Origin of the sequence: Paraglaciecola polaris LMG 21857, assembly GCF_000315055.1 — a bacterium.
GTDB lineage: Bacteria > Pseudomonadota > Gammaproteobacteria > Enterobacterales > Alteromonadaceae > Paraglaciecola > Paraglaciecola polaris.
In genome coordinates, this window is sequence record NZ_BAER01000127.1 from 70,529 (window position 1) to 96,525 (window position 25,997).

Below are 25,997 nucleotides of genomic sequence, written 5' to 3' on the forward strand. Positions count from 1 at the left end.
GCAGGTGGTTTGAGTGGAACTGAAGCTTGCACAACGTTTAAAAAACGAAGAACACATGATATTAACTGGACACACATACGGGGCACATCCCATGAAAAAGTCATACCTTTGGTCGGCCGTTAAAGCCGCCTTAATAGTACCTACTGTTGCTGGTTTATCTATGCAAGCAGCAGCACAGCAAACACCTGCCGACAACGACTTAGAAGTCATTCAAGTTCGCGGTATCGTAAGCAGTTTAAAGCGCGCCATGTCAGACAAAAAAGAATCGCTAATTGTTTCTGATGGCATAGCCGCAGAAGACTTAGGTAAGTTTCCTGATTTAAACGTCGCTGAATCCCTGCAACGTATTACGGGTGTATCCATCGACCGTAGTGGCGGTGAAGGGCAATTTGTAACGGTTCGTGGTTTTGGCCCACAGTTTAATAACGTTTTGGTTAACGGTCGTCAACTGGCAACTGAAAACCCAGGTCGTGAATTCAGTTTTGACGTACTGGCTGCAGAGATCATTACTGGCGCGAATGTATATAAAAGTACCAATGCAACTCTTCAGGAAGGGGGGATCGGCGCGACAATCAATGTCAGTACTGCACGACCTTTTGATTACGAAGGCTTCAGAATGGCTGGTTCTCTTAAAGGAACCTATGAAGACTTAAACGAGAAAACGTCTCCTAGTGCTTCTTTCTTAGTCAGTAATACCTTTGATGATGACAAAATGGGTGTGTTACTGGCGCTATCTCACCAGAAGCGTGATGTAGACATTAATTCAATCGGCACCAGCGGCTGGCGTCCTGGTATCACGGTATCTAATACGGCAGGTGATGTACTTGCCAGTAATATTTATATTCCACGTAACGTCGATCACATCTCTGATGTGCAAGAACGTACCAGAACAAACGCATCATTGGTGCTGCAATATGCTCCTACCGAAGAAGTTTCCATTACCTTTGACGGTTTCTTATCTGAATTTGAAGTTGACTCCGTTCAGCACGACTTAGCGGCTTGGTACGAACCAACTCGCGTTGGCTCAGTAGAGTTTGATGAAGCAACCCGTACTGCTACCTATATTGATCAAGTCGGCGGAAATGCAGCAACTGATTTTGTAGAAAGCACAGGTAATCGTCGCGATGTATCGATCGAAGCATTTGGTCTAAATGTCGAGTGGGATATTCGTGACAACCTAAAAGCTAACTTCGATGTATCTACGTCTACCGCTGAAAATGATACGTCTGATGGCAACACTTACTTTACCGTTATTGGTATCGTAAACAATTACCAAACAACACTTGAAAATGGCAGTTTCTTGACTCAGCACGATGGCATCACGTCTGCGGGACTTCCGTCGTCAGATCTCGGCCGTGCTCACGTTTATGGTAAAAGTGGCGACAACGACAAAGATGAAATTACCGAATTAAAAGCCGATTTTGTTTACTTGCCGGATAGCGATACGTTCACTCGTATGACCTTTGGGGCTTATTATCAAGACCGTGAAAAGTCGATTCAAAACTACTCGCATACCAACAATTTAGGCCAAATGTTTGGCTTGTTTGGTGGTTATCGTGTGCCCGTTCCGGAAGGGACACTTACCCCCTACACAGCAAACAACTTCTTCAGTGGCGTAACCGACACATGGTATACCTATGACGCTGCCGGCTTTTTTGATGTATTAGCATCAAACACTGAAATGCAAGCCGCGAACGATGCCTCTCTAGGGTTAGCGCCAGGTTCTACGGCGGCAATTATTGCTGCTAATAACGCTTGGGCGCCAGAGCGTCTTGATGACTTCTCTATCATCAGTGAAGAAGTCACTAGCTTGTACATGGACTTTGTATTCCAAGGTGATTTAGGCGATATGCCCTGGACAGTAAACCTTGGTGCTCGCTACAGTGAGACAACGACGTCAGTCAATGGTGTAGAGCGTATTCTAGATGACGTTATTGCCACCAGTGATACCACTTTGTTTGCCAACGTGTTCTCTGACGCAACACTCCCTGTTACCAAGGGCGGTAGTTACGCTAATTTACTGCCTAGCGTTAACTTTAAGTTAGACGTTCAAGATGACATGGTATTGCGTTTCTCAATCTATGACTCGTTAACACGTCCTACATTGTCTCAGCTTTCACCAGCAACGAATATTGGCGAGCCTCGCCTTCAAAACTTAACGGCATCCGGCGGTAACCCAGCCTTAAAACCGTTTAAATCTGAGAACTGGGATTTATCTTTCGAGTGGTATTTTGCTGACGCAAGTTCACTGACATTTGCTTACTTCAACAAAGAAGTTGATGACTTTATTGTAACCTTACGCGGTGACGAATCATTTGTACTCGCAGATCGTTCAAATACAGTGGGCAACATTTGTGGCAACTGTGCTGAGGATGACCTTCCTCCTGGCGCAGTGGTTGCTGATGAACTTCAGGGTATTTCTGAAAACTTCTTAGTGAGCCGTCCGCAAAACGGCGAAACCGCTGAAGTGAATGGTTTTGAAGTAGCTATTACGCATGTGTGGGACAACGGCTTTGGTTTCACCGCTAACGCAACGGTTGTAAACAGCAATGCGGCAATCGATACCAGCAACGTTGCTTAGACGTTTGCCCTCGAAGGACTTGGTGATTCACAAAACCTAATCGTTTTCTACGAGCAGGATGCATGGCAAGCTCGTATTGCGTTCAACAACCGGGAAGCTTTCTTGCAAACCCTATCCGCTGGTACCGGCGAACCTGAGTTCGTTGATACTTATGGTCAATGGGATGCAAGCGCAAGTTATGACATCAACAAGAACGTGACAGTGTTCTTTGAAGGTATCAACTTAACAGGCGAAGAGACCGTTAAACACGGCCGTTTTGCTAATCAGATAACACAAATTCAAGATACTGGGACACGTTACGCTGTGGGTGTACGTGCTAGCTTCTAAGTTTGTTACAAATAAGTACAACGACCGTACATTCGTTGCACATATCTGATTAATGTTGCATGGCCCGCCCGTATTAAGCGGGCCATTTTTCCTATAAAATGCACCATGAAATAATTTACCCCATATAGGGTGTTAGGCTATATGGGGTAAATTATTTAACAAGCGAATAGAGCTCGTAATACCTCGCTCGAATTGGGAAATACCTATGGGCGCAAGTTTGAGCTACCCATACTCGTTACTACGCGGACTAATCCATTCATGTCAAAAGCAGTAAAGAAAATCGTTATCGTTGGTGGTGGAACAGCGGGCTGGTTAACTGCTGCTATTGTCGCTGCTCAACATAAAACCAATCGCTGTGATGGTTTACAGATCGTATTAGTTGAATCGTCAGATATTCCCACTGTCGGCGTAGGTGAAGGCACTTGGCCAACCATGAAGAACACCTTGCAGCAAATTGGCTTAAAAGAAAGTGAGGTTTTTGCTCGTTGCCATGCCACCTTTAAACAAGGGGGCAAGTTTGTTGACTGGGTGCAAGACACAGGCGATTTTTATTACCATCCTTTTACGGTGCCCTTGGGGTACGGGCGTATTGACTTGGCTCCTTATGTAGACAAAATTGAAAACTATGCCGTGGAGTCCAACTTTCAGCACCATGTCTGTGAAGCTGGTTTAGCGCCGCGCTCTATGGCGGAAGCAGAATACAAAGGTCAATGTAATTACGCTTATCACCTCGATGCTGGTGAATTTGCCGAAGTACTCAAAGAACACTGTAAAAACAACCTCAACGTGACGCAAGTCATCGGCACGGTTGAAAAAGTCAATTTGACTGATGATGGCGCTATTGCCTCCATTACGCTCAAGAGCAATGAGCAGATTGATGCTGACTTGTTTGTGGATTGCACCGGTTTTGCTTCGTTACTATTAGGCCAGACGTTAGACGTTCCCTTCATTTCCGCCGATAAAGTATTGTTTAATGATTCAGCTTTGGCGTTGCATATGCCTTATGAGGATGTGACTAGCCCTATCGCAAGTCATACGATCGCTACAGGGCAGAGTGCGGGTTGGATTTGGGATATAGGCTTAACCCATAGGCGCGGCGTAGGGCATGTATATTCCAGTCAATATCTATCTGATGACGAGGCTGAAGTCAATTTACGTCGCTACTTGGGCCCACGGTCAGACGATATTCCCGTGCGTAAAATTAGCTTTCAATCCGGACATCGTGCGCAAGTTTGGAAGAAAAACTGTGTGGCGGTTGGTATGGCAGCTGGCTTTGTTGAACCCCTTGAGGCTACCGCTATTATGCTGGTGGAAATATCAGCGCGCTTCATCGCGGATAACATCCCCCCTGATGACAGCCTGATGCCTATTATCGAAAAACGCTTTAATCAGCAAATGGCCTATCGCTGGTCACGTATTATCGACTTTTTAAAATTACATTACATGTTAACTAAGCGTCCTGAACCTTATTGGCAGGCTCATACTGAACTTGCGTCAATTCCCCAATCACTACAAGACGATTTGGCACTATGGAAGTACCGCGGGCCGATTACCGCAGACTTTGATGCCGCTATCGAGTTGTTCCCTGCGGCGAGTTACCAATATGTTTTATACGGTATGGGCTTTAAACCTGATTTTAGTCGGCAACCGCATTTGTATAATGATCAGGCCAATGCTGAAAAAATAATGACTCGTAATCAGCAGCTTACCCAGCAATTATTACAAACCTTACCTCCACACCGGGAATACATTGAGCGGTGGTTGCACACCCAGAATATGAGATAGTCCATGATCACACTTGTAGAATTGAGTAACGCAGTACATAAAGATTTGAAACTTAAAGAGAATAGCCTATCTGAGTTTGCAGCAAGTCAGCAGATAATGCGCATTCGCGTGCCAGAAGTGGGTAAGTCAGCGACGAATTTTCCGCTCTTTTTCTCGCGTAATCAGCATGATGGTAGTTGGGTCTTGTCGGCCTTAAGCAGTTTTGAGCCACAGCAAAACTTATTTGTCGAAAATGGTCGCTGGAACGCCATATATCAACCCACTAGCTTGCAAACATTTCCATTTTTTTTAATGCAGTCACCTAAACACGAAAAAAGTTATACGATTGGAATAAATGAAAGTAGTAACGTGTTCTCGAAGGATGCTGGGGAAGCGGTATTTGATGATGCGGGTAGGCCATCACAGTATTTAAGTAAAGCCAAAAGCTTACTTGAAGCGGATATCAAAAATGATTTAGAAACCTACCGTTTTGTGTCCCAAGTGGAAGCGTTAGGTCTTATTAAAGCGATAGATTTGCAGCTGGTTTTCGAGGACGGACGGACGCAAAATATCGCAGGCCTGTACACAATCGATGAAGATAAGATGCAAAGTCTATCTAACGAGCAAATGATCACCTTAAACAAAAGTGGTTACTTGGTCGCCCTTCACGCCATGTTGTTGTCCATCTACCAACTTAACTTGTTACTCAGAAAGCATAACGAATGTCATACCCACGATAAGATCACTCAACTCAAAATCGAAGTAGCAAAAGACCGAGTGGCGTCTTAACCTTTTAACTTGTTTAATTTTTTCATCATTATTAACTGGTGAAGTATTAAATTTATAAGAAACGAATAGCAATTTCTGAAGATAACGCAGGGTTGCAGAGGAAATATCAGATGTCAGAAAATATGGTTCAAGCGGCGGTCTTCGCAATAGTGACGGGGGTTATCGGCCTGTTAACGTATTTAAAATGCCGGGGACATGGGCATAACCAGCAAAGTCAAAATAAAGAGTATTTTTTAGCGGGTGGCGGACTCACTTGGATGTTCGTGGCGGGCTCCATTACCTTAACCAATTTGAGTACCGACCAATTAGTTGGCATGAACGGCAATCAAATGGCGTTGTTGGCTTGGTGGGAATTTGCTGCAGTTATCGGTTTGATTATTTTGGCTAAGGTATTCATTCCTATTTACTACAAGTACAACTGTACGACTACCACTGAACTTTTGGAAAAACGCTATAAAAACAAACATATTCGCGCAGTTATCGGTATGTTATTTTTCTTAGGTAATGCCTTGATTTACATGCCGGCGGTTATCTATTCCGGCTCATTGTTTATGCAAACCATGTTTAACGTTGATATCCCGTTGATGTACATTGCCATCGCGTTTGCAGCATTAGGTGCTGTGTATGCTATTTTTGGCGGATTACGTGCAGTTGCCGTATCAGATACCTATTCAGGGGTTTTACTGCTAACAATGGCGGTGTTTGTGGTCTTCTTGTCACTGGCGGCAATTGACTTCGACTTCAGCGGTATACCGGCTGAACGTTTAACATTGATCGGAGCACCAGACTCTCCGCTACCTTGGCAGACTTTACTCACGGGTATGATCTTTATTCAAATATATTATTGGGGAACAAACCAAACCATTACCCAACGCGCGATGGCTGCGCCTAATGTTAAAGAAGCTCAAAAAGGGGTATTTGCTGCCGCCGGTATTCGTATTCTGATCGTACCGGCTATCATAGTCTTACCAGGTATTGTGTCGTTTAAGCTTTATGGCGATATTGGCGATGCGGCGTACGGGCGCATCGTGGGTGATGTCTTGCCATTGTGGCTAACCGGTGTGTTTGCCGCAGCGATGGCGGCTGCTGTTTTATCAACCTACAACAGCTTATTGAACTCAGCCACCGCTTTGTATGTATGTGATATTCATGAAGCCTACATTAACGACAACCCTAACGTAGTGCGTTTAAGTACCTGGGTGACGGCATTATTAACGGTATTATCCTTGGTGTTGGTGCCGATTTATCAGCAAGCCGACAGCATTATTAACTTGTTGCAACAGTTAAATGGTTTATTAAGTATGCCAATATTGTCAATATTCGTCGTTGGCTTGGTGTTTAAAGACGTGGATGCACGAGCTGGTATCGCGGCAGTCATTTTTGGGGTGCTTATGTATGGCTCTCTAACCTTTGATTTCTCACCCATTTATTCGTCTTGGCACTACATTCACTTAATGCCGATCACCCTTGCAGCGTGCATCAGCTTTGCCTTATTTGTGAACCGATTTGTGCTTGGACAAAGAGCAAAATTTGCTTGGGGCAGTGATGATGGCGTTGAGCTAGAAAGTAAAGTTTAAACATATAATTAATTATCGGAAGAGACATGAACAACCTGAGAAAGAGTAACATCCGTAAATTGCCAAAAGGGACGTTTGATACCCTGATTATTGGTGGCGGCATAAACGGTGCTGTTGCAGCATCGGCTTTGGCAGCCAAAGGGGTCAAAGTGGCCTTGATTGACAAAGGTGATTTTGCGGGCTTTACCAGTTCTAACTCTTCGAATTTGGCCTGGGGAGGCATAAAATATTTAGAGAGTTACGAATATGGCTTGGTGAATAAGCTGTGTAAGAGTCGTAATCATTTGATGCGCAGTTATCCATCTACGGTAAAAGAAATCCGCTTCTTAACCAGCATTCAAAAAGGTTTTCGCTTCCCGCCTTTGTTTATTTACATGGGGACATTGCTGTATTGGATGATGGGGCGACTTTTTACCAAAATGCCGAACTATCTCTCAGGGGCGAAAATTAAGTCTTTAGAAAATGTCATTAATACTCAAAACGTAGCGGGTGGGTTCGAGTATTCAGATGCGTATTTACAAGACAATGATGCACGCTTTGTATTTAACTTTATTCGCTCCAGTATGAGTTATGGCTGTATTGCGGCAAACTACGTGGAATCCCTTGGTTCGACTCGAAATGGCGATACCTGGGTGACAAAAGCGAAAGATGCTATTACCGGCGAAGAATTTGAGATCAATTCGAAGGTGCTGATCAACGCTGCTGGCCCGTTTGTGGATCCCATGAATGAGTTAAACCAACAGAAAACCGAACATCATCACGTGTTTTCTAAAGGTATCCACCTTATTGTTAATCGCGTGACGGACAGCAACAAAGTACTGGCCTTTTTTGCTGACGATGGGCGCCTGTTCTTTGTTATTCCCATGGGGCCAAAAACCTGTATAGGTACAACAGACAGCCAAGTGGACAATCCGTATGCCCATGTCACAGAGGCTGACCGGCAATTTGTACTGGATAACGTCAATAAATTATTGGCCCTTGATAAACCCTTAACTAAAGAAGATGTCATAGCTGAGCGTTGTGGTGTGCGTCCCTTAGCCATAAAAGGCACGGGAGGCAAAGCCGATTGGGTGCAGTTATCTCGTAAACATGCGATCGACCAAAATGCTGAGTATAAATACATGTCTATTTTTGGCGGCAAGCTAACCGATTGTATTAATGTCGGTGACGAAGTCGCCACGATAGTTAAAAGCTTTGGTGTCGATTTACCCTATGCGGATTTTAAATGGTATGGGGAGCCTGACGACACGGTACGTGATGAATTTTTCCATCGCGCTAAGTTAATGAACTTTGATGCGCTGACGCCGCAAACATCATCTGAACCATTAACCTCACGCTTTTGGCGTCGTTATGGGCGTAATGCCATCAATATGCTTGAGGCTATTCGTGAGAATCCTGCGAAGGCGGAACTGCTCATTGAGAATTCCGAATATTTGCGGGTTGAAATAGAGCATGCTGCCCAACGTGAGATGGTCACCAAACTAGAAGACTTTTTACGTCGTCGCTCGAAAATATCCTTAGTGGTCCGCCAAGAAGACATTCTTGCTGCACCTGGATTACGTGAAGCCTGTGAAATTCTGTTCGGTGATGAAGCTGAGGCTAAATTACAAGAATATATTGCCAGTGTACGTAAAGATGTTAGTCCCGCCACAGATGTGATAGCTTAGCTTCATTCGAGGCGGTACGCAGCTTGTACTGCCTTGTTTCAGCAAAAATAAAGAGTGGTTAGCTATATTTTGTAGTACGTTTTACGATGGAATGAACAAATTTGATATAATTTATTTACATTCGTGACATCACTCAATAAATAAAAGATACTTGCTGTTGTTAAGTTAGCATTAGGGACCGCATATTTAATGGCCTTGAGCCATTTTTTTATATCTGTATACCCAGGTGTACCGCATAAGTCGGTTTGCTAATTGGCTATTAAAAGCAACCAGTTTTGAACATTAAAGTAAGAGACATCCTCTATGACAATCAGCTATATCCCTCTCGATAAAGAGAAACATAAAGATCTTAAAATCAACCTTCAGCACGATTTCGGCTATGCCAAAGAAGCCCATATTGCTGCAGCATCTATTCGTGAATACGCTCAGCTAGCGAGTGTTATGCCCGTTGTTTTTGTGAAAGATCCTAATTCTGAAAGCTTTCACTCAGTGACTATGCTGGGCACAGAAAAAGGCACTAACTTGTTCGTTCACGAAGGCAAATGGCAAGTACATTGCCTACCGATGAATATTCAACGTTATCCGTTTGATGTTCGCCCTGATGGCGAAAAGTTAGGTGTATTCTTTGATGAAAACAGTGCTTTGGTTACAGACGATGGTGAACCTGTATTCACTTCTGAAGGTGAGCCTAGTCCGTTCTTGGAAAATCGTCAGCAGTTGTTATCAGAGTTGGCGAATAGCGAAATGGCTACCCAACGTTTTATTAAAAGATTAGTCGAACTCGACTTACTTGATCCGATTGAATTGTTGGTGAACTACACTAACGGTGAAAAACGTAACATCACTGGTATGTTCAGTGTCAGTGAGAAGCGTCTGCAAGATTTAGACGAAGCGCAAGTTGTCGAATTGCATAAAAGTGGCTTTTTAGGTGCTGCGTATGCGGTACTTATGTCGTTAGGTCAGCTTAATCGTTTGGTGCAATTGTCGAACAATACTGACAAGCCGATTCAGAACTTGCAGTTACGTGTTGGCGATGCCATCAGTAACGAGCAACCTGCAGAGCCTGCTAACGCTTAATTATGTGAGTATTTGAGTTAAGCCCGCTGCTAGCGGGCTTTTTTATATCTGCAGAAGCTATTTTTGCTTAAATGTCCTGATGGTAAGCAAATAATAGCTGCTTACATTTTTTTGTTCCATTTGGTACAAAATTCTATTAGTTTATCTCTTGGTTTTATTTTGTCAGCCCCCAGTTATCCAATGTGATTTATCAAAACAGCCGAGGAAATTAGCACTATGTCTGATCCAACTTATACCCCGCCAAAAATTTGGTCTTTTGATGCCGAAAATGGTGGTAAGTTTGCCAATATTAATCGCCCTACCGCGGGGGCACGTTTCGACAAAACCCTTCCTCGGGGTAAACATCCGTTTCAGTTGCATTCTATGGCCACACCGAACGGTGTGAAAGTCACAGTCATGCTTGAAGAGTTACTCGAAGCAGGCTTTGAAGGCGCAGAGTACGATGCGTATTCAGTTAAGATTGGTGACGGTGACCAATTTGGCAGTGGCTTTGTTGATATTAATCCAAATTCGAAGATACCCGCATTGATTGATACGACGACGACCCCAGAAACCAGGGTGTTCGAGTCGGGCTCAATTATGCTTTATCTTGCTGAAAAGTTTGCTGCGTTTATACCTAAAGAGCATGCCCAGCGTACTGAGTGTATGAATTGGCTGTTCTGGCAGATGGGCAGTGCGCCGTTTTTGGGTGGGGGGTTTGGGCACTTTTATGCTTACGCTCCAGAGAAATATCAATACCCCATCGATCGATACGCGATGGAAGTGAAACGTCAATTGGATGTGTTAAACAAGCAGCTTGCCAATAACAAATTTATCGCTGGGGACGAGTACACGATAGCCGATATGGCTATTTGGCCCTGGTACGGTGCCGTTGTTCGTAACACGGTATACGAGGCGGCCGAGTTCCTTCAGGTCCATGAATATACCCACTTGGTTCGTTGGGCTGATGAAATTGCTGAGCGACCCGCAGTGAAGCGTGGGCTGATGGTTAACCGTACTTGGGGCGAGCCAGAAGGCCAGTTACCCGAGCGTCATTCAGCCGCTGACTTTAACCAAAAATAGGCAAATTTATTTATTCAAATAAGCCACCGTTCGGTGGCTTTCTCATGTTGATGAGTGCTTAATTCCCATTCAGGAATGGGACTGTTTTTAGCATGGTTTTAACATCTACACGGTTCGTTGCAGTTAAGATTTTTAAGGATCCATTATCTTGGGCTACACTATTTTGTACCAAGCAGTTTTCGCTGTGATCTAGAGAACTAGATACGCGTAATGCTCAGGACCATCTTCATTTAGTATTATTAAACAGGTAACTATCATGATTGAATTTTCATTGAACGGAAAAAAAATCACCTCCGATGCTGAGGCTGACACGCCTTTGTTATGGGTCATCCGCGACGAATTTGGCCTAAAAGGGACGAAATTCGGTTGTGGTATCGCCATGTGCGGAGCATGTACCGTGCACTTTAATGGTTCGCCTGTGCGTTCATGTTCCCTGCCCATAGGTGCCATAGCTAACGCAGAAATCCGTACAATCGAGGGATTAGAAAATCAACATCCTTTGCAAAAGGCGTGGGTAGAGCACCAAGTTCCACAATGTGGTTACTGTCAATCAGGACAAATCATGCAAGCGGCTGGGCTATTAGCGACCAATGCTAACCCAAGCGAAGAAGAAATCGAAGCGTATATGAGTGGCAACCTATGCCGTTGTATGACTTATGCACGTATTAAAGATGCCATTAAAGATGTCGCTACACAGTCAGACGCTGTGGTACAAATTTATAACCCTAAGCTCGAATCCGAACAGACACAGGGAGTCAGTTAATATGACGCGTTTACGTAAAGATAGTATCGAACACAGTCGTCGGAGCTTTTTGATAGGGTCAGTTGGCTCAGGTCTACTCATGGCATTTGCCCCAAGCATAAATGCCCTTGAAGTGATTACAGGCGGTGCATCACAACAATTATCTGGCAAATTATTTAGTCCTACCGTGTGGTTTGAAATTGACAACAACGGAGCTATTTTAGTCAATGTTGCTCGGGCGGAAATGGGTCAGCACGTAGGAACAGCGATAGCGCGTATTGTTGCCGACGAGCTAGGGGCTGATTGGAGCCATGTTGAAATTAAACATGTAGATACTGACCCTAAATGGGGCTATATGGTGACAGGTGGCTCTTGGTCCGTTTTTCAAACCTACGTGCCCATGTCTCAAGCTGGCGCCGCAGGACGTACCGTACTAATCGAAGCGGGCGCCAAACTACTGGGCGTAAATGCACACGACTGTACAACTCAAAACAGTATGGTGGTGGCGGGCAGTCAATCCATTAGTTTTGCCGATGTGGTGAAAAGCGGCAAGATTGACCGCGTATTCAGTGCTGATGAGTTGGCCGAATTCAAACCGAAAAGCCCTGCTAGTCGCCAGTTGATCGCGAAACCTAGCCAAGCACTGGATATACCCGCTAAGACTAACGGTACCGCGGAATACGGCATAGACGTCGAACTAGAAAATATGGTTTATGCGCGTCCTGTTGTACCGCCTACGCGTCATGGCAGTGTCGTTAAGGGGGTTGATGATAGCGATGCCAAAAAAGTCAAAGGTTATCAGGGATATCAAATACTTAACGATCCTAGTAATACCATACAAGGCTGGGTAACGGTATTGGCTGACAGTTACTATGGGGCGGTTAAAGCGGGTAATGCCATTAAGGTGGAATACGACGTGGGCGAAACGGCCAACGTCAGTGAGCAAGATATTATTAGTCAGGGTGAAGCGTTAGCCAAAGATAAAACGTCAGGCACTTTAGTTGTTGAAAAAGGGGATATAACCGCAGCGGCCAAAAATGCTAAAACGTCCCTCGAATCGGTTTATCGAACCTCTTCTGTATTGCACTTTACCATGGAGCCTGTGAACGCTGCTGTGGAGTTCAAGGACGGTGTTTGTCATGTTCATTGTGGTAATCAGTGGCAGTCGCTATTTTTGCCTGTTGTAGCCAAAGCTGTTGGCATGAGTGAAGATAAAGTCATTATTCATCAATACTATTTAGGGGGAGGCTTCGGTCGCCGCTTAGCGGGCGATTATATGATCCCTGCGGCGTTAACGGCTCAAGCTGTTGGTAAACCCGTGAAATTGGTTTTTACCCGGGAAGATGATGCGCGTTTCGATTGCGTACGCTCGCCCTCAGTTCAGCAAATGAATGCGTACTGGAATGCTGAGGATAAGTTGCTTGGCATTGAACATGGAGCTGCGGCTGGCTGGCCAACATTAGCGATGGCGCCTGCTTTTATGCCCGATGGTGTGGATAAAAAAGGCAAATATGATCCTTTTTCGATAGCAGGCGCAGATCACTGGTATACCTTAGATAATCACAGAGTGCGTGCGATTAATAACACACTGGCACAGAAAACCTTTGTTCCCGGTTGGTTAAGAGCGGTAGGACCTGGTTGGACAGGATGGGCAGTGGAATCATTTATGGATGAAGTTGCCCATAAACAAAATGTTGATCCCATTGATTTTCGTTTGTCGTTGCTCGATGCCAGTGGCAAAAATGCCGGTGAATCGCCGGTTTCTGTTGGTGGCGCTAAACGCCTAGCGAAAGTTCTGACGGATATTCGTAAGCAAACAAATTGGGGGCAATCTCTGCCTAAAAATCAAGGGCTAGGGATTGCTATTTCATCTGGGCAAGAACGTGACATGCCAACTTGGGGCGCGTGTGTTGCCCATGTTGAAGTCGATCCTGAAACCGGTGCGGTAAAAGTGCATAAGTTAACCGGATTATTAGATTGTGGAACCGTTGTTCATCCTGACGGCGCATTAGCGCAAACTCAGGGCTCTATGTTATGGGGAATGAGCTTAGCCTTGTTCGAGGGTACCGCTTTTGAAAAAGGGCAGGTTAAAGATACCAACTTAAATACCTACTCACCTCTTCGCATGAATAACCTACCAGAGTTAGATATTAGCTTTGTGCAAAACACCGAATTCCCTACTGGGTTGGGTGAGCCAGGCTTAATTGCTGTTGCTCCTGCCATTGCTAATGCCATTTTTAACGCTGTAGGTGCCCGTGTAAGGGACTTGCCTATTCGTCCTGAAGCAGTACTGGCCGCTATGCCGAGCTAGCTTTCAATGGCGCGTTATTCATTGGGATACGCGCCATATTCGTTGTGAAATTAGAACATCATCGGTCACTTTAACGGTATAAAACTCTCTAAAAATTAAATGCTTAGCCGTTCTTGTTAAGCACTTTAACATTCTTGCAATATCTCTCCAGCTCTAGTAATTTGCTGTACTCGCAATCAAAAAATAAAATAAGAGAATGCAATATGTCTGTAGAAACCATCTATAAGGTTATCCTATACCCTTTTATCAACGAGTCGCTTGCTAGTCTAAAAGCCATGACAAATCTGACCGGCACGGCGGGCGAGGCTTTTATGGATAACGTCGATGATTTTCGTTTCAAAGGGTACGCAGTTTGCTCTGAAGTAACTGGAAATTTAGATGGGGTGATTATGATGCATCACTATCCAGAAACCGCAATTTCCATTGGTAACTCCGTTTGTCAAAGTATGTTTGATGAGACATACGCACACCAAGAAATGACCGATGATTTGCGTAATGCGTTGGCTGAATGGGGCAATACGATAGTGGGTCGCTCAACGGATTTACATAGTAGATACAGCTTAGAATATGGCTTTTCTAGCCCGTATTTTGTTGAAGACTTGAGTGAGATGGACAAATTCCTGAAAGGCGTGCAAGAAGTAGTGACTGTGCCTATTACCATTGAGGGAGTGGGGCGTTACTATTTTAATTTATTAGTACGCAGTGTCGATTATAGCGAAGGCGGCATTAAACGCGAAGAAAGTGTCAGTATCGAGAATCCCCACTCAAAGACATTGGCTAAAGACAGTCGAATATTACTGGTTGACGATAGCGCAATGATCCGTAAAGCATTAACCCGCTTCTTAGCTAAATTGGGCTATAACAATGTTGTTGAAGCTGACGATGGCAACGGTGCGGTTGACTTGGTTAAAAGCGATCCGCCTGATTTTATTTTCATGGATGTGGTGATGGATAAACTTAACGGTGATAAAGCCTTAGCTGAAATTCGCCACTTGGGATCCGACGTGCCTATCGTCATGCTCTCCTCCGTTACCGACCAACTATTAGTTAAATCCTGCCAGGCTCAAGGGATATCGGGCTTTATATTTAAGCCTATTCATACCACTAATGGCACAGAAACCATAGCGCGCTACCTTAAAGTGGCGAACTAGTATGGTGAAACCTAAGCATGAAAGCAGTTTTTGCAATTAATAATTCCTTAAGAATTACTGAATATACTTGAGGATTGACTAATTTGGGCCTGCCCAATTTGCTGCTGGTAAGACATTGAGTCAATGTCACACACCAACGGCGAATCGATACTTGGTACTGTAAACATGGAATTGTCCGTCGTGATCCCGGCAAAGAATGAAGCGCAAAATGTTGCGCCACTGATTCATGAAATTATCGATGTCCTTGATGGTGTTGCTGAGTTTGAAATCGTCTACGTAGATGATGGTAGCGACGATCGCACTATTAATGAACTATATAAAATTATCGATGCAGGTGTGGATTGCATTCAACCTGTGCGTCACAAAACCAGTGTTGGTCAAAGCACGGCCATTATGAGCGGTGTTAAGGCATCCCGTGGCGAGTTAATCATCACCATGGATGCAGACGGACAAAATGATCCTGCTGATATTCCTAATTTACTCCAGGCGGCGAGAAATCTTGTTCCTGGTTCTGATTTTTGTGTGACAGGTTATCGCCGTAAACGCAAAGACACGTCTTGGAAACGCTTTCAGTCTAAAGTGGCTAATAGTATTCGCGCTTGGCTATTAAACGATGGCACGCCTGACACTGGCTGTGGATTGAAAATCATTCCTAAACATACCTTTATGAAACTGCCTTACTTCGACCATATGCATCGCTTTATTCCTGCTTTGGTGAAACGTATCAACGGCCAAGTTATTGTACTTGAAGTCAACCATAGAGACCGTCAAGCCGGGGCGTCTAAATACAACATGCTAGGGCGCCTGCGTGTGGGGATTGTGGATATATTTGGGGTACTTTGGTTGTTACGCCGGGTCAAAGTTCCTGAATATTTGGATTAAGTGATGTGCCACAAAATTCGTTCATTGCTTAGCTCGAAAGTACTGCAAAAGGGCCTGTTGTTTTTGCTGGTGTGCGCGCTGTTAGGTGGGCTTATTAGTACCTTGCCGTTATTTGATACCTTCAACCGTCATTGGATCGATTCGACTATCCGTAATAATGGTCTGTTGGGTGTTGCTTATTTTCTATTGTTTAGCGCCGGTGCAATGGCCATAGGTTGCCCACGTCAAGTGATGGCTTTTCTAGGCGGATACGCGTTTGGTTTTATGCAGGGTATGACCCTATCGGTTGCTGGGGCTGTCATAGGCTGCATGTTGACTTTCTTCGTTTCAAGGTTACTGCTGCGACCCCTAATCAAACGACGTTACGCCCAGCGTATTCATCGAATAAATGACTTTTTACAAGACCAACCAATCAGCAAAACAATCGTTATTCGTTTATTACCTGTGGGCAATAACTTACTCACGAATTTGTTGGCTGGTGTGACGAACGTAAAAGGCCGGCATTTTTTATTGGGCTCAGGGATTGGCTATATTCCACAAATGGCAGTGTTTGCGCTGATGGGCAAAGGAATAGTGGTTTTGTCTATCTGGAAGATTGCCTTAAGTATCGTGCTGTTCTGCTTTTCTACCGCGTTAAGTGTGCGCTTGTTTAAGCAATACAAACATTCAAAAATCGTGGCATCAGAAAATAGCGCTAAATCGAGTGAGCTAGCTTGTGATTAAGCAACCGAACGTGGAGTTAATGTAGTGGCTATTTCATTATCAGCTATGCTCGAACGACAGAATTTCCTTTCTGGTCAAAATCATCCTTTTAATGTGTGGTGGCTTTTGGTCATCTCATGCTCACTTATTTTAGTCGGTCTGGGATTGCGGGATCCTTGGCCAGCGGACGAACCGAGATTTGCCTTGATTGCCAAGGATATGGTCGATTCTGGGCAATGGTTTTTCCCTATGCGCGGTGGTGAGTTATATCCTGACAAACCACCAATATTCATGTGGTCTATCGCAGTTTTTTATTGGCTATTGGGTTCATTAAAAGTGGCTTTTCTTCTGCCTAGCGCACTGGCAAGTATCGCTACTGTACTGCTGGTTTATGATATCGGTCGTAGATTATGGTCAGCGCCGGTTGGTTGGTATGCAGGTTTGTTGTTATTGGCTTCATTGCAATTTACCTTGCAGGCAAAGACTGCGCAAATAGATGCCTTAGTGTGCTGCTTTATCACGATCGGCTGTTATAGCTTGCTGCGTTTTTTGCTGCTGGGTGACAAATGGTTTTGGTATTTTGTTGCCTGGTTTTTTATGGGGCTGGGTATTATTACCAAAGGGGTGGGTTTTCTGCCTTTGTTGATGTTACTACCCTATACCGCACTTAGAATAAGCAAGCAAGAATATACGTCAATCTCTGCTAGGCCATGGTCGTGGCATTGGCTGTTTGGGCCGCTAGTGATGTTAGGGGCGATATGTTTGTGGTTTCTACCCATGCTGTATTGGGTCGATGTGCAGCACAATCCTCTGTTTGATGCCTACCGAGATAACATATTATTTAGACAAACAGTTACCCGTTATGCCGATTCTTGGCATCACGTGAAACCATTTTGGTATTACCTAACAAGTGTTATTCCGATATTTTGGCTGCCGTTAAGTTTATGCATACCTTGGTTGCTAAAGCCATGGTGGACGGCAATTAAGGCCAAGGACGGGCGAATTATAATTATCCTCAGTTGGATTGTGTTGTTGCTGTTATTTTTCAGCATTAGCCCAGGAAAACGGGGGGTTTATATTCTACCCGCTTTACCTATGCTAGCATTGATTTGTGCGCCGTATTTACGTCAGTTAATTAGCAGTAAGGCGCTCAATTGGCTTATTTGGGCCGTGGTTTCGATACTGTCTCTAGGTCTATTGGTATTTGGCATTGGCGGGCAGTTAGCATTGGCATTTGCCAGTAAGCTCGGTGCGAAGTACGAAATTGCACCATGGGCATTTTTGATCACGCTGGGCGCATTAGGAATGTTAGGGTGCATTTTTGTTGCGCTCGCTAAAAAACGCAAATTTCAACCATTCTGTAGTTGGTTGCTGTTTATTCCTCTGCTTTGGATTGGCTATTCAACTTGGGGTTATCAATTGTTAAACGAAGTGAAGACCCCTAAAAATGTGTTTGTTTCGATGGCCGAACTGGTACCTGATGATAGTCAATTAGCGTTGGTTAATTTTTCCGAGCAATTTATTCTTTTTTCGCCCTACTCAGTTACTCACTTTGGCTACCACACGCCAGTAAAACCGCAGGTTCAAGCTGCATGGCGGTGGCAAAAAGATAAACCGAACGGCGTAATTTTACTTGATGCGACGACCACGACAGGGTGCTTTAATATGCAAAATGCTCTGCCAGTAGGGCTGGCTCACAGAGTGAATTGGGTGCTACTGACATATAACAGCAGACGCCTCAGCTGCCCAGAACCTGAAATTGCAGTGAGCGAATTTTCATCAAGTCCATCAGTTACCCAGTGAAATTTCGCTTGGTGACTGATTAAAATGACGCTTAAATTCGCGACTAAATTGTGATGCGCTTGTGTACCCCACTTGAAAGGCAGCTTCGTTTGCTCGGCTGCCATTGGTCGTGATTAAATCTTTGGCTTTTACTAAGCGTATTTTTTTTAGATATTGCAAAGGTGATTCAAACGTCACTTGTTTAAACGCACGGTGAAATGCTGAAACACTCATATTGACATCTTCTGCGAGGGTTTCAACCGTGATAGGGCCTGCAAAGTTAGCATGCATGGTATTAAGCGCTCGAGCCACACGGGCATAGTGACCATCGTGTTGTGCCAAACCAATGAGGGTTTTTCCTTGGGGGCCGCACAGCACGCGATAAACCAATTCTTTGACAACGTCAGGGCCAAAGATATCGGCCTCAATGGGTTCAATGAGTATCCCAAGTAACCGCTGTAGGGTTTGCTCAAGGGCCATGTCGAGCTTGGCAGACTGAACGCAACTAATTTGACGGCACAAACCATTATCTGTGTACCTTTGATGCTGCCGCATTTGATTCACTAGCTTGTGCAGTAGGCTTGGGTTGACGTCGACGGCTAAGCCCATAATCGGCAAGCCGTTATCTGAGAATGACGCACATTCCAGAGGCATGGGTACTCCGAGTACTAAATAATCCCCCGCGCCATACTGAATTTCATGTTCAGGAAAGTAGATCACCTTGCGTCCTTGACCGACTATGATTATGCCTGATTGATAGACCAAAGGCTGTCTAGGGCTCCCTTTACTTGCACGAAAGAAGCGTACACCAGGTATGGATGTCTCCACATTACCTTCAAGGTTGAGTAAATTGGCTTGTTTAGCAAATGTGTGCATTGCATCGATTATGTTTGACATACATCTCCTTACTTATTTTTTGTGAAAAGTAGCGCAGTTGATAGCTTTAGGCAAGCTTTTGACCAGTATTGCTCTTTTAAAGTACTATATTGGGCACTAATATATGGTTACTGATTTGACATTCTTTACATGAGTCGCTTAGGTTATTGCACCATGTTAACGCCCCACTTCTTAGGAAACAGTAATATGAAATTTAGTTACGTAAACCCAACACAGATTCAGTTTGGTCAAGGCCAAATCGCCTCATTGAGCACGCTTATCCCAACGGCACAAAAAGTACTGGTAGTGTATGGGGGGGGCTCCATCAAAAAAAATGGGGTCTATGATCAAGTCGTAACCGCGCTGGCCGAGCATAACTGGCTTGAATTTTCGGGTGTAGGTGCCAACCCGACAATTGAAGTACTTGATCAAGCGGTAGCGATTGCCAAAGAACAGAACGTGGACTTTGTGCTCGGTGTTGGCGGTGGTTCGGTCATTGACGGTGTTAAATATATTGCTGCTGCAGCTACCTATGACGGGGACGGTTGGGATATTTTACAGGGCAAGCATAAAGTCAAAACTGCACTGGCACTAGGGGCTGTACTTACCTTACCTGCTACTGGTTCTGAGTCAAATTCAGGCTCTGTTGTTAGCAAAGCCGCTACCCAAGAGAAGTTAGCGTTTATGGCTCCTGCGGTACAGCCTAAGTTTGCTGTGATGGATCCTGACGTAATGAAAACCTTGCCGCAACGCCAACTTGTTAATGGTTTAGTTGACGCATGGGTCCATACGTGTGAGCAATATCTTACGTTCCAAGCTGGGACTTTAGTGCAAGACGGTTATGCTGAGGCATTGCTTAAAGCGTTAAAAACCTTAGGTGACAACTTCGACAAACAAGACGACGCGTGGCGAGCAAATTTGATGTGGGCAGCGAATCAAGCGCTTAACGGCTTAATTGGTTCGGGTGTGGCCCAAGATTGGGCAACTCACATGATTGGTCACGAGTTAACCGCATTATACGCGGTGGATCACGCTCGCTCTTTGGCCATAGTACAACCGTCATTATTGCGTAATCAGTTTACCGCTAAAAAGGCGAAGTTAGAACAAATGGGCAAAAATGTGTTTGGGTTCGAGGGATCCGAAGATTTAGCCGAACGCACGATAAAGGCAATTGAGGATTTCTACCATAGCCTAGGCGTGGCGACTCAGCTAACGGAACATGATGGCAATAAAGCCCAAGCGGTTGATACTGTGATAGCACAGCTGGAAGCGCATGGAATGAAGGCGCTGGGTGAGAACCAAGCCATTACCTTAGTGCAAAGCCGCGAAATTCTAGAGCAAGCCGTGGCGTAACGTTTGGCGCAAGCTTTGTGTGTTGCCGCTGAGTCCGTTTTTGGGCGTAAGCGGCATTTTTTGTGTAATGAATGATATGCTTCTCGCCCATGAGAAGTGAAAATCTTTTCACGCTTAAAACGTGACCCGACCGTTTGGTTATCATCTGCTGCATGTGAGCAGAGACCATCAAGTTTAGCTGTGCTGACGGCGTATGTTATTTTTACGCTTGGCTTACTTTCATTCTGGCTGATACCTCGTCATATAACGACCCACACAACAACAACAATTTTAATTTTACATTATAGGTGTGATAGCAGCGAGTAAGATCTAGGATGATATCTATTGACCTTGCCTAGATTCACTTGATGTTTTCTTACCATGTACAAATAACAGGGGTGGGAATTTGTAGGGTTTTTTCTCTAAATAGTTGTGCAAATAAAGGTGGATCTGCATTTTTGTAAAATAAATCACTGTAACATTGATATATTACCCACCAAGCTCTAAATCACTTAATGTCAATCAAACTTTAGTATATAGTTCGCGGAAAATTAACATATAATTCAGTTAGTAAGACTCATTGCTATGCGCAGTTATGGGCTACGCTTAATCATGCAATAATAACCAGAACGAGGAGAATAACGTTATTTCTCAGGTCATGCCCAAGGTGGGTGAAAATTTCACTACCGTCAACAGAGCCAATATATTAATTGTCGACGACGAACCGATTAATATTCATATTCTGTCTAACTCTTTGACTGAAATTTACAATGTGTTTGCTGTGACCTCTGGTACTGAGGCGATCGATTTCTGTCTGCGTACTCCTCCTGAGCTTGTTCTCATGGACATGGATATGCCGGGTGTTGATGGCTTAGCTGCGTGTTTAGCACTCAAAGAATGCAGTGAAACTAAAGATATTCCGGTTATGTTCATAACGGGACACGGTGATTCGGGAGCCGAGGATCGTTGCTGGAATGCTGGTGGTGTCGACTTTTTAACCAAGCCGGTAAATGTGAATACACTAAAGCATCGAATTAAGTCGCATTTGGCGTTGAAGCTGGTGACGGACGAATTGCGCCGCATGGCCTACCAAGATGGTCTGACCCAAGTCAGTAATCGCCGTTATTTTGATGAATACCTGGCTCGCCAGAAAAAGCTTAACCAGCGTTCTGGTCATTCTCTGGCGTTATTGATGTTTGATATCGATTTCTTTAAATCGTTTAACGATCATTACGGACATTTAGCGGGTGATGATTGCTTAAAGCTGGTCGCCAAAGCATTGACTGATTCTGTGGTGCGTCCTGCTGATTTCGTTGCTCGCTTTGGCGGTGAAGAGTTTACCATAGTGTTACCTGATACCGATCTTAGCGGCGCCATATCTGTTGCTGAAAAAATTCAAACTGAAATAGCTATGCTGGAAGTAAATCATATCGGTTCACCATTTGGTATGGTAACCGGCAGTATTGGTATCGCGGTGAGTGATAACACATCAGCTGAGCAGGGTGATCTAGTCGATAGTGCGGATAAGCGTCTGTACCTAGCTAAAACCACCGGCAGAAATAAGTTTATCGCCCAGTAACCTATGTCTTTTTGAGGTTAATTGGCGATATTTTCACAGTAAAATATTGCCAATTAACCGATATGCTAGCGATAGAACTAGTTGACTGAGCCAGCACTTAGCTCGTATTCCAAAGCAGGGTCAACCAGAAACTTTCCAGCCATTGCCTCGCGACCCAATAACATCAAATACGTCATTTCAGAGCGGTCGGTTAACGTTAGTTGAATATCCCAGTTTAAGTCCGCCATCTGAATTTCGGTTTTTATCGTATAGCGTTTTTCCAACGTCGCGGTGGAGCTTTTTACACGTTTTATCGCTTCAACTTTTGCTTCACGGCGCACGATTTCAGCTACGTTGTGAATATTGGGATGGATATCAAAACTGACCCATAACTGTCCCTCACGATTAAATTCTTCAATATTATCGACATGTAACGACGATGTTGTGGCGCCTGTGTCCACTCGCACATTTAACGACTGAATGGTTAACTCAGGAAGATCGCACAGCTCAAGTGTGCCAACTATGGGTTTATCTAAATATCTATGCATGGTTATGTCTCATCAAATGTAGGTGGTACAGGCGTTAGGTTATCTTGCAGTAATTCTACATGTTCGGCCACTGAATCAGGTGCGTGAAAATACGCTATGTGATACATGGCTTCACCCTCTTGGGCTAGAGGGATATTTTGCTTGCCAATCACCACGCCCTCAGTGGGGCTTAATACGGTCGTTAACGGCGTACCGTAAGGATCCGATATGGTAGCTAGAGGTGCGCCTTTAAGCACATGGTCCCCTAGTTGCGCAATATGGTTAACAAGGCCGCTTTCTTGGGCTCGCACCCAACCACTTTGGCGGGCAACAAAACGTTGAATGGTGTCAATTTTAGTACGTCTTGCGGCAAGCATACCTAAGGAGCGCATCACGTTAACTATGCCTTTCACCCCGGCTCGGATCGATAATTCATCGTATCTTAAGGCTTCACCGGCTTCGTAAAGCAGAATGTTTACCCCCAAATCAGCCGCCGATTGGCGTAACGAACCGTCGCGCAGATTGCTGTTGAGCAGCACGGGAACGCCAAACGCTTCGGCCATCGCCAAGGTTTGCGCATTATCTAAATTGCCACGAATTTGCGGTAAATTACTGCGATGAATAGCCCCTGTGTGTAAATCGATGCCGACATCACATTTGCTGACAATCTCTTGTAAAAATAGGTCGGCGATAATGCCCGCTAAAGAACCTTTTTTACTACCTGGAAAGCTGCGATTGAGATCCCGGCGATCAGGCATATAGCGGCTCTGATTGAGTACTCCATAAACATTGACCATGGGCACTGCGATCAATGTACCGCGCAGATTAGCCAAAGACTTACTTTTTAATAGGCGGCTTATAATTTCAATTCCGTTTAGCTCATCGCCATGTATGGCGGCACTGACGAACATAACTGGGCCGGAACGTTTGCCTCTTTGTACATGCACTGGAATAGACATTCTGGTCGCTGTGTATAGCGGCGGCATTTCCAATTGTATTTTTTTAGTTTCGCCTGGTGCTATTTCAACGCCACCGATAATAAGGGGGGTCATTTAGCCTTTACCGCGAGTTTTAGTGTTATTGGGTTTGGCATTTTTTGCTAAAAATTCAATGATCATACCTGCCACATCTTTACCTGTGGCGCTTTCGATGCCTTCAAGCCCAGGAGATGAATTTACTTCCATGACAACTGGGCCGTTATTTGAGCGCAAAATATCCACACCGCACATATTTAAGCCCATGGTTTTAGCGGCATCAATGGCAGTTTTACGTTCCTCGGGGGATAGACGTACTAAACTGGCCGAGCCACCTCTGTGCAAATTTGAACGAAACTCGCCTGCGGCGGCTTGGCGCTTCATGGCTGCTACCACCTTACCGCCGACCACTAGACAACGAATGTCTGCACCACCGGCTTCCTTTATGTACTCTTGCACAAGAATATTAGCATTCAAGCCCATAAAGGCTTCGATAATCGACTCAGCCGCTTTTTGCGTATCAGCAAGCACCACGCCTATGCCTTGGGTGCCTTCCAGCAATTTAATGACCACTGGTGCGCCGCCCACGTTTTTGATTAAATCATCGATACGATCAGGGTGATGCGCGAAGCCTGTGCGGGGCATGCCAATGCCTTTTCGTGATAACAGTTGCATAGAGCGTAACTTATCGCGAGAGCGACTGATGGCCACAGACTCATTAATGCTAAAGGTTCCCATCATTTCAAATTGGCGTACCACAGCGGTGCCGTAAAATGTCACCGAGGCACCTATGCGTGGTATAACTGCATCATAGTGAGGTAAGGCTTCGCCTTTAAAGCGTACCGTTGGGCGATTACTGCTGATATCCATATAGCAATGAAGTGTGTCGATGATATCGACTTCGTGACCTAGATTTTCGCCCGCTTCTTTGAGGCGTCTGGTGGAATATAGATTTTTGTTGCGGGATAAAATAGCTATTTTCATGTGGATCTCTGAAAAACGAATAAATATAAATAGAGCCAAAACCATTGATGAGCGAAGTCGAATAAACAAGTTCAAAGCCGAGCTTATTCAAGGGCATAAGAAGCAAACTAATTGCAGTCGGTCATGTTGGTGCGACTATGTGCCACTAGTGTACACCTTTTCTGTATTTTTGAATCCTTAGGCGCTAAAAACAAGTTTGCATCCTCAATGAGGTGTTTTATATTCGCCCCACTAATCGTTCGGTGGGAGTATCACCATGCAAGACAATCAACAATCATCATTAAATCAGCGCGATAGCTTTCTTTGGGCCTATTACTTTGCTGATGGTATCGCTAAGCCCCTCGATCCAAAAGAGTTGAAAACGGCTGAACAAAACACAGGTTTTACGTGGGTGCATTTGCAATCTGATACGCTCGATGCCGAGCAAACGATGGACGATTTAGGCCTTCCCCAGCCGGTAGCTGATTCTTTACTGGCCCTTGAAACACGCCCTAAAACCTTGGCAATTGAAGGAGGCCTATTGGTCTACTTACGGGGTATCAATACTAACCCTGATGCGGACCCAGAAGACATGGTGTCTTTGCGTTTATGGCTGACCGATAAAGGTATAGTGTCCACACGGCGCCAAGGCCGAAAACTACTTTCAGTGCAAGATGTCAAAAATGATATTGAGCAAGGCGTGGTGATCAGTAGTGTTGGCGATTTGTTGCTGGAAATCATTGAACGTGTCGTGGATCGCATCAGTGAGATGGTTGATATTCTAGACGACGAATTAGTGACCTTTGAAACCGCTGAGTCTATGGATCTTCAAGCTCGCCAGCGTCTGTCAGTCGTGCGCAGGCAAGCTGCGGCTATTCGTCGTTATCTCGCCCCTCAGCGTGATGCATTGGATACATTGTATCGCAGTAATCAATTTTTAACGGGCGAACAGGCGTTTACATTGCGAGAGTTGAGCGATAGAACCACTCGCTACGTGGAAGATTTAGATTTAGCCCGGGAGCGCTCTATTGTTTTGCAAGATGAAGTGCGTAACCGCATTGCTGACCGTCAAGGTATGGTGATGTATGTACTGTCTTTGGTTACGGCTATTTTTCTACCGCTGTCTTTTTTAACCGGGGTATTCGGAATGAATGTTGGCGGTTTACCGGGTACTGACAATCCAGAAGCATTTAATGTACTGACATTTTCTATGCTTGGGCTGGTAGCGCTGCTGGGGAGTTTTATGATCTGGAAAAAGTGGTTTTAAGTATCAAGCACAGTTGAGCCCATGTAGCACTGATTAACACGTATCGCTTAGGGATATAAAAATGCAATTATTTCTGCACTTTTTCG

At 44.7% G+C, this 25,997-nt stretch carries 19 protein-coding genes and 1 pseudogene; 16 read left to right on the forward strand and 4 right to left on the reverse strand.

The annotated features are described in order from the left end of the window. Positions 1–91 precede the first annotated feature (91 nt). The 13 genes and pseudogenes from GPLA_RS20495 to GPLA_RS20555 all read left to right on the forward strand — a co-directional run bounded on the left by GPLA_RS20495 (position 92) and on the right by GPLA_RS20555 (position 18,435). Positions 92–2,908: pseudogene (locus tag GPLA_RS20495) on the forward strand (TonB-dependent receptor). 258 nt (positions 2,909–3,166) lie between these two features. Then, positions 3,167–4,693, forward strand: a complete 1,527-nt coding sequence (locus tag GPLA_RS20500) for a tryptophan halogenase family protein (protein ID WP_007106927.1) — start codon at positions 3,167–3,169, stop codon at positions 4,691–4,693. 3 nt (positions 4,694–4,696) lie between these two features. Next, on the forward strand, positions 4,697–5,461 hold the full coding sequence (locus GPLA_RS20505) for a SapC family protein (RefSeq protein ID WP_007106928.1): 765 nt from the start codon (positions 4,697–4,699) through the stop codon (positions 5,459–5,461). A 110-nt stretch (positions 5,462–5,571) separates the two neighbouring features. Then, on the forward strand, positions 5,572–7,038 hold the full coding sequence (locus tag GPLA_RS20510) for an SLC5 family protein (protein WP_007106929.1): 1,467 nt from the start codon (positions 5,572–5,574) through the stop codon (positions 7,036–7,038). 26 nt (positions 7,039–7,064) lie between these two features. Beyond that, the gene (locus tag GPLA_RS20515; RefSeq protein ID WP_007106930.1) at positions 7,065–8,705 is read left to right on the forward strand and encodes a glycerol-3-phosphate dehydrogenase/oxidase; all 1,641 of its coding nucleotides are present in this window, start codon (positions 7,065–7,067) and stop codon (positions 8,703–8,705) included. 303 nt (positions 8,706–9,008) lie between these two features. Beyond that, the gene (locus GPLA_RS20520; protein ID WP_007106931.1) at positions 9,009–9,782 is read left to right on the forward strand and encodes a SapC family protein; all 774 of its coding nucleotides are present in this window, start codon (positions 9,009–9,011) and stop codon (positions 9,780–9,782) included. A 216-nt stretch (positions 9,783–9,998) separates the two neighbouring features. Then, positions 9,999–10,844: a glutathione-dependent disulfide-bond oxidoreductase gene (gene yghU / locus GPLA_RS20525; protein ID WP_007106932.1), complete on the forward strand. Its 846-nt coding sequence runs from the start codon at positions 9,999–10,001 to the stop codon at positions 10,842–10,844. A 256-nt stretch (positions 10,845–11,100) separates the two neighbouring features. After that, positions 11,101–11,607: a (2Fe-2S)-binding protein gene (locus tag GPLA_RS20530; RefSeq protein WP_007106933.1), complete on the forward strand. Its 507-nt coding sequence runs from the start codon at positions 11,101–11,103 to the stop codon at positions 11,605–11,607. Between the two features lies 1 nt (position 11,608). Beyond that, complete coding sequence (locus GPLA_RS20535; protein ID WP_007106934.1) at positions 11,609–13,897, forward strand: xanthine dehydrogenase family protein molybdopterin-binding subunit; 2,289 nt, start codon at positions 11,609–11,611, stop codon at positions 13,895–13,897. Positions 13,898–14,100: 203 nt separating this feature from the next. Then, positions 14,101–15,048 (forward strand): response regulator, encoded by a 948-nt coding sequence (locus GPLA_RS20540; RefSeq protein WP_007106936.1) that lies wholly within the window; start codon positions 14,101–14,103, stop codon positions 15,046–15,048. A 165-nt stretch (positions 15,049–15,213) separates the two neighbouring features. Next, positions 15,214–15,930, forward strand: a complete 717-nt coding sequence (locus GPLA_RS20545) for a glycosyltransferase family 2 protein (RefSeq protein WP_007106937.1) — start codon at positions 15,214–15,216, stop codon at positions 15,928–15,930. Positions 15,931–15,933: 3 nt separating this feature from the next. Then, entirely contained in the window at positions 15,934–16,653 is a 720-nt protein-coding gene (locus GPLA_RS20550) for a TVP38/TMEM64 family protein (RefSeq protein ID WP_007106938.1), read from the forward strand. Positions 16,654–16,677: 24 nt separating this feature from the next. Then, the gene (locus GPLA_RS20555; protein ID WP_007106939.1) at positions 16,678–18,435 is read left to right on the forward strand and encodes an ArnT family glycosyltransferase; all 1,758 of its coding nucleotides are present in this window, start codon (positions 16,678–16,680) and stop codon (positions 18,433–18,435) included. Here the strand turns inward: GPLA_RS20555 and GPLA_RS20560 are convergent. Beyond that, entirely contained in the window at positions 18,421–19,311 is an 891-nt protein-coding gene (locus GPLA_RS20560; protein WP_007106940.1) for an AraC family transcriptional regulator, read from the reverse strand. The genes GPLA_RS20555 and GPLA_RS20560 overlap by 15 nt on opposite strands. 186 nt (positions 19,312–19,497) lie before the next feature. On the opposite strand from GPLA_RS20560, the gene GPLA_RS20565 reads away from it, so the two are divergent. Both GPLA_RS20565 and GPLA_RS20570 read left to right on the forward strand, forming a co-directional pair. Continuing rightward, on the forward strand, positions 19,498–20,643 hold the full coding sequence (locus GPLA_RS20565; protein ID WP_007106941.1) for an iron-containing alcohol dehydrogenase: 1,146 nt from the start codon (positions 19,498–19,500) through the stop codon (positions 20,641–20,643). Between the two features lie 637 nt (positions 20,644–21,280). Further along, positions 21,281–22,201: a diguanylate cyclase gene (locus GPLA_RS20570; protein WP_040515555.1), complete on the forward strand. Its 921-nt coding sequence runs from the start codon at positions 21,281–21,283 to the stop codon at positions 22,199–22,201. A gap of 77 nt (positions 22,202–22,278) precedes the next feature. Here the strand turns inward: GPLA_RS20570 and GPLA_RS20575 are convergent, their stop codons facing one another. Genes GPLA_RS20575 through rimK form a run of 3 tightly spaced genes read right to left on the reverse strand, consistent with a single transcriptional unit; the run spans position 22,279 to position 24,665 of the window. Further along, on the reverse strand, positions 22,279–22,728 hold the full coding sequence (locus tag GPLA_RS20575) for an ATP-dependent zinc protease family protein (RefSeq protein ID WP_007106943.1): 450 nt from the start codon (positions 22,726–22,728) through the stop codon (positions 22,279–22,281). Between the two features lie 2 nt (positions 22,729–22,730). Continuing rightward, positions 22,731–23,759, reverse strand: coding sequence for a succinylglutamate desuccinylase/aspartoacylase family protein (locus GPLA_RS20580; protein ID WP_007106944.1), 1,029 nt, complete (start codon positions 23,757–23,759; stop codon positions 22,731–22,733). Beyond that, complete coding sequence (gene rimK, locus GPLA_RS20585) at positions 23,760–24,665, reverse strand: 30S ribosomal protein S6--L-glutamate ligase (protein WP_007106945.1); 906 nt, start codon at positions 24,663–24,665, stop codon at positions 23,760–23,762. A 256-nt stretch (positions 24,666–24,921) separates the two neighbouring features. Here rimK and GPLA_RS20590 point away from each other — a divergent pair, with 256 nt between their 5' ends. After that, positions 24,922–25,911, forward strand: a complete 990-nt coding sequence (locus tag GPLA_RS20590) for a zinc transporter ZntB (RefSeq protein WP_007106946.1) — start codon at positions 24,922–24,924, stop codon at positions 25,909–25,911. The last annotated feature ends 86 nt before the right edge of the window (positions 25,912–25,997 follow it).